Raw genomic sequence first — 3805 nt, 5'->3', positions numbered from 1 at the left:
CGCCGCCCTGCGCGACCAGGCCGCCGCGCTGCTCGCCCACGTCGAGCGCGACCACGCCCCGACCGCGCTGGACACCGGGTACTCCCTCGCCACCACCCGCGCCGTGCAGGAACACCGGCTCGCCGTCGTCACCGGACCGGACGGACGGGCCGGGCGCGCGGCGCTCGCCGGCTGGCTGGAGCACGGGAGCGCGCCGGGCGTCGCCCTCGGCCACGTCACCGGACGCCCCCGGCTCGCCGCGCTGTTCTCCGGGCAGGGCGCCCAGCGGCTCGGCATGGGCCGCGAGCTGTACGAGCGGCACCCGGTGTTCGCCGCCGCGTTCGACGAGGTCCTCACGCTGCTCGGGGACGACCTGCGGGACGTCGTGTGGGGCACCGACGCCGCCGCGCTCGACGAGACCGGGGCGACCCAGCCCGCACTGTTCGCCGTCGAGGTCGCGCTGTACCGGCTCGTCGAGTCCTGGGGCGTGACCCCGGACCTCGTCGCCGGCCACTCGATCGGCGAGATCGCCGCCGCCCACGTGGCGGGCGTGTTCTCCCTCGACGACGCCTGCCGGCTGGTCACCGCGCGCGCCTCGCTGATGCAGGCGCTGCCCCGCGGCGGCGCCATGGTCGCCGTGGAGGCGACCGAGGACGAGGTCACCCCGCTGCTCACCGACGGTGTCGCGATCGCGGCGGTGAACGGGCCGTCGTCGGTCGTCGTGTCCGGCGAGGAGGACGCCACCCTCGCCGTCGCCGCCCGGCTCGCCGAGCAGGGCCGGCGCACCAGCAGGCTGCGGGTGTCGCACGCGTTCCACTCGCCGCTGATGGACCCCATGCTGGCCGAGTTCGCGGCCGTCGCCGAGGGCCTGTCCTACGCCGAGCCCCGGATCCCGCTGGTCTCCACCCTGACCGGGGCACCCGCCACGGTGGAGCTGTGCGATCCCGGGTACTGGGTGCGCCACGTCCGTGAGGCCGTGCGGTTCGCCGACGGGGTCGGTGCCCTCACCGACGCCGGCGCCCGGATGTTCCTGGAGATCGGCCCGGCCGGGGTGCTCACCGCGCTGGCCGCACGGTCCGCGCCCGAGGCCACCGCCGTCGCGCTGCAGCGCACCGACCGCGGTGAGGAGGAGGCGACCGTCGCCGCGCTCGGTGCGCTGCACGTCGCCGGCACCGCCGTCGACTGGGAGGCCGTCCACGCCGGCACCGGCGCCCGCCGCACCGACCTGCCCACCTACGCCTTCCAGTACGAGCGGTACTGGCCGAAGGCGGTGCAGCGCTCGGGCGACGCGGCCGGGCTCGGGCTGGCCCCCGCCGACCACCCGCTGCTCGGCGCCGCCATGTCCGTGGCCGGGTCCGACGAGCTGCTGCTCACCGGCACGCTGTCCCTGACCACCCACCCGTGGCTCGCCGACCACGTCGTCGGCGGGATGGTCTTCTTCCCCGGCACCGGCTTCCTCGAGCTCGCCGTCCGCGCCGCCGACCAGGCCGGCTGCGACCGCGTCGAGGAGCTCATGCTCGCCGCGCCGCTCGTGCTGCCCGCCACCGGCGCGGTCCAGATGCAGATCGCCGTCGGCGCGGCCGACCCCGACGGCACCCGCGACGTCAGCGTGTACGCCCGCCCCGCGCAGGACCCCGACGCCGACTGGACCCGGCACGCCACCGGCCGGGTCGCGCCCGGCGAGCAGGTCGCGGAGGCCGACGCCCGCACCTGGCCGCCCGCCGGGGCCGAGCCCGTCGACATCGACGGCCTCTACGACCGCTACGCCGGCAACGGGCTGCAGTACGGCCCGGTCTTCCGCGGCCTGCAGGCGGTGTGGCGCCGTGGCGACGAGGTCCTCGCCGAGGTCGCGCTGCCTCCGGCCGGGGCCGAGGACGCGGGCGACTTCGGCCTGCACCCCGCCCTGTTCGACGCCGTCCTGCACAGCACGGTGTTCGCCTCCGCCGACGGGGACGACCGCAGCCTGCTGCCGTTCGCCTGGAACGGGGTGTCCCTGCACGCCGGCGGCGCGACCGCGCTGCGGGTGCGCGTCACCTCCGCGGGGCCCGACGCCGTCCGGATCAGCGCGGCCGACCCGCAGGGCAACCCGGTGATCTCGGTGGACTCGCTGACCCTGCGCGCCGCCGGGCCGGACGCGGCGGGCCCGGACCGCCGGGACCCGGGATCGCTGTTCCGGATGGGCTGGGTGCCGCAGACCCTCACCCCCCGGCACACCCCGGCGACCTGGGCGGTCCTCGACGGCGCGGGAGCCGGCGATGTCGCCGCCGCGCTGACCGCCGAGCCCGCCGCCGTGTCCACCGTGCGGACGGTCACCGGTCTCGCGGACCTCCACGACGCCGACCCGCCCGACCTGGTCGCCGTCCCGCTGACCGCCCCCGGCTCCGTCGACACCGGCCCCGCCGCCGCACACACCCTGACCCGCGAGGTCCTCGCGCTGCTCCAGCAGTGGCTCGCCGACGACCGGCTCGCCCGGACCCGCCTCGTCGTACTCACCCGCGGCGCCGTCGCCGACGGCTCCGGATCGCCGCTCGACCTCGCCACCGCACCCGTGTGGGGCCTGCTGCGCTCCGCGCAGTCGGAGAACCCCGGCCGGCTGCTGGTCGCCGACCTCGACGACACCCCGGCGTCGCTCGCCGCGGTCGCGCAGCTGCCCGCCCTGTTCGACGCCGACGAGCCGCAGGCGATCGTCCGGGACGGCGCCGTGCGGGTCGGGCGGCTCGCCACGCTGCTGTCCGGCGCCGCGCTCGTCCCGCCGGCCGGGACCCCCTGGCGGCTCGGCTGCCGCGCCAAGGGCAGCCTCGACGGCCTCGAGCTGGCGCCGCACCCGGACGTCCTCGCCCCCCTGCGCGGGCACGAGGTCCGCGTCGGGATCCGCGCCGCGGGGCTGAACTTCCGCGACGTCCTCAACGCGCTCGGGATGTACCCCGGCGACGCGGGGCTGTTCGGCTCCGAGGCCGCCGGCGTCGTCACCGGGGTCGGGCCCGAGGTCACCACGCTCGCCCCCGGCGACCGCGTCACCGGCATGCTGTTCGGCGGGTTCGGCCCGCACGGCGTCACCGACGAGCGGCTGCTCACCACCGTGCCCGACGGCTGGGACTGGGAGACCGCCGCGTCGGTCCCACTGGTGTTCCTCACCGCCTACCACGCCCTGGTCGACCTGGCCGACCTGCAGCCCGGTGAGAAGGTGCTGATCCACGCCGGAGCGGGCGGCGTCGGCATGGCCGCGGTGCAGATCGCGCACCACCTCGGGGCCGAGGTGTACGCGACGGCGTCGGAGCCCAAGCAGGATGTCCTGCGCGGGCTGGGCGTCGCACCGGACCACATCGCCTCCTCGCGGACCCTGGAGTTCGCCGGGACCTTCGCCGGGGCCGGGATCGACGTGGTCCTCAACGCCCTGTCCGGGGAGTTCGTCGACGCCTCGATGGGCCTGCTGGGCGACGGTGGCCGGTTCCTGGAGATGGGCAAGACCGACATCCGCGACCCCGCGGACCTGCCCGACGCGATCACCTACCGGTTCTTCGACCTCGGCGCCGTCGACCCGCACCGCATCCAGCAGATGCTGGTCGCGCTGGCCGGGCTGTTCGCCGACGGCGCGCTGTCCCCGCTGCCCGTGCGCAGCTGGGACGTGCGCCACGCCGTCGAGGCGTTCCGGTTCATGAGCTCCGCCCGCCACGTCGGCAAGCTCGTGCTCACCGTCCCGCCGCCGCTCGACCCGCAGGGCACCGTGCTGATCACCGGCGGCACCGGCGGGCTCGCCGCCGCGCTGGCGCGCCACCTCGTCGCCACCCACGGCGTGGCGCACCTGCTGCTCGCCGGCCGCCGCGGG

The 3805-nt window shown here is 77.1% G+C and carries 1 protein-coding gene; it reads left to right on the top strand.

The annotated features are described in order from the left end of the window. Positions 1 to 3805, top strand: a 3805-nt coding sequence (locus tag GTW08_RS29900; RefSeq protein WP_161152857.1) for an acyltransferase domain-containing protein, incomplete at both ends; no start/stop codon positions are given.

This window comes from Pseudonocardia sp. SID8383 (assembly GCF_009864975.1).
In the GTDB taxonomy this organism is placed as follows: domain Bacteria; phylum Actinomycetota; class Actinomycetes; order Mycobacteriales; family Pseudonocardiaceae; genus Pseudonocardia; species Pseudonocardia alni.
This window is presented reverse-complemented; position numbering and strand designations above follow the sequence as displayed.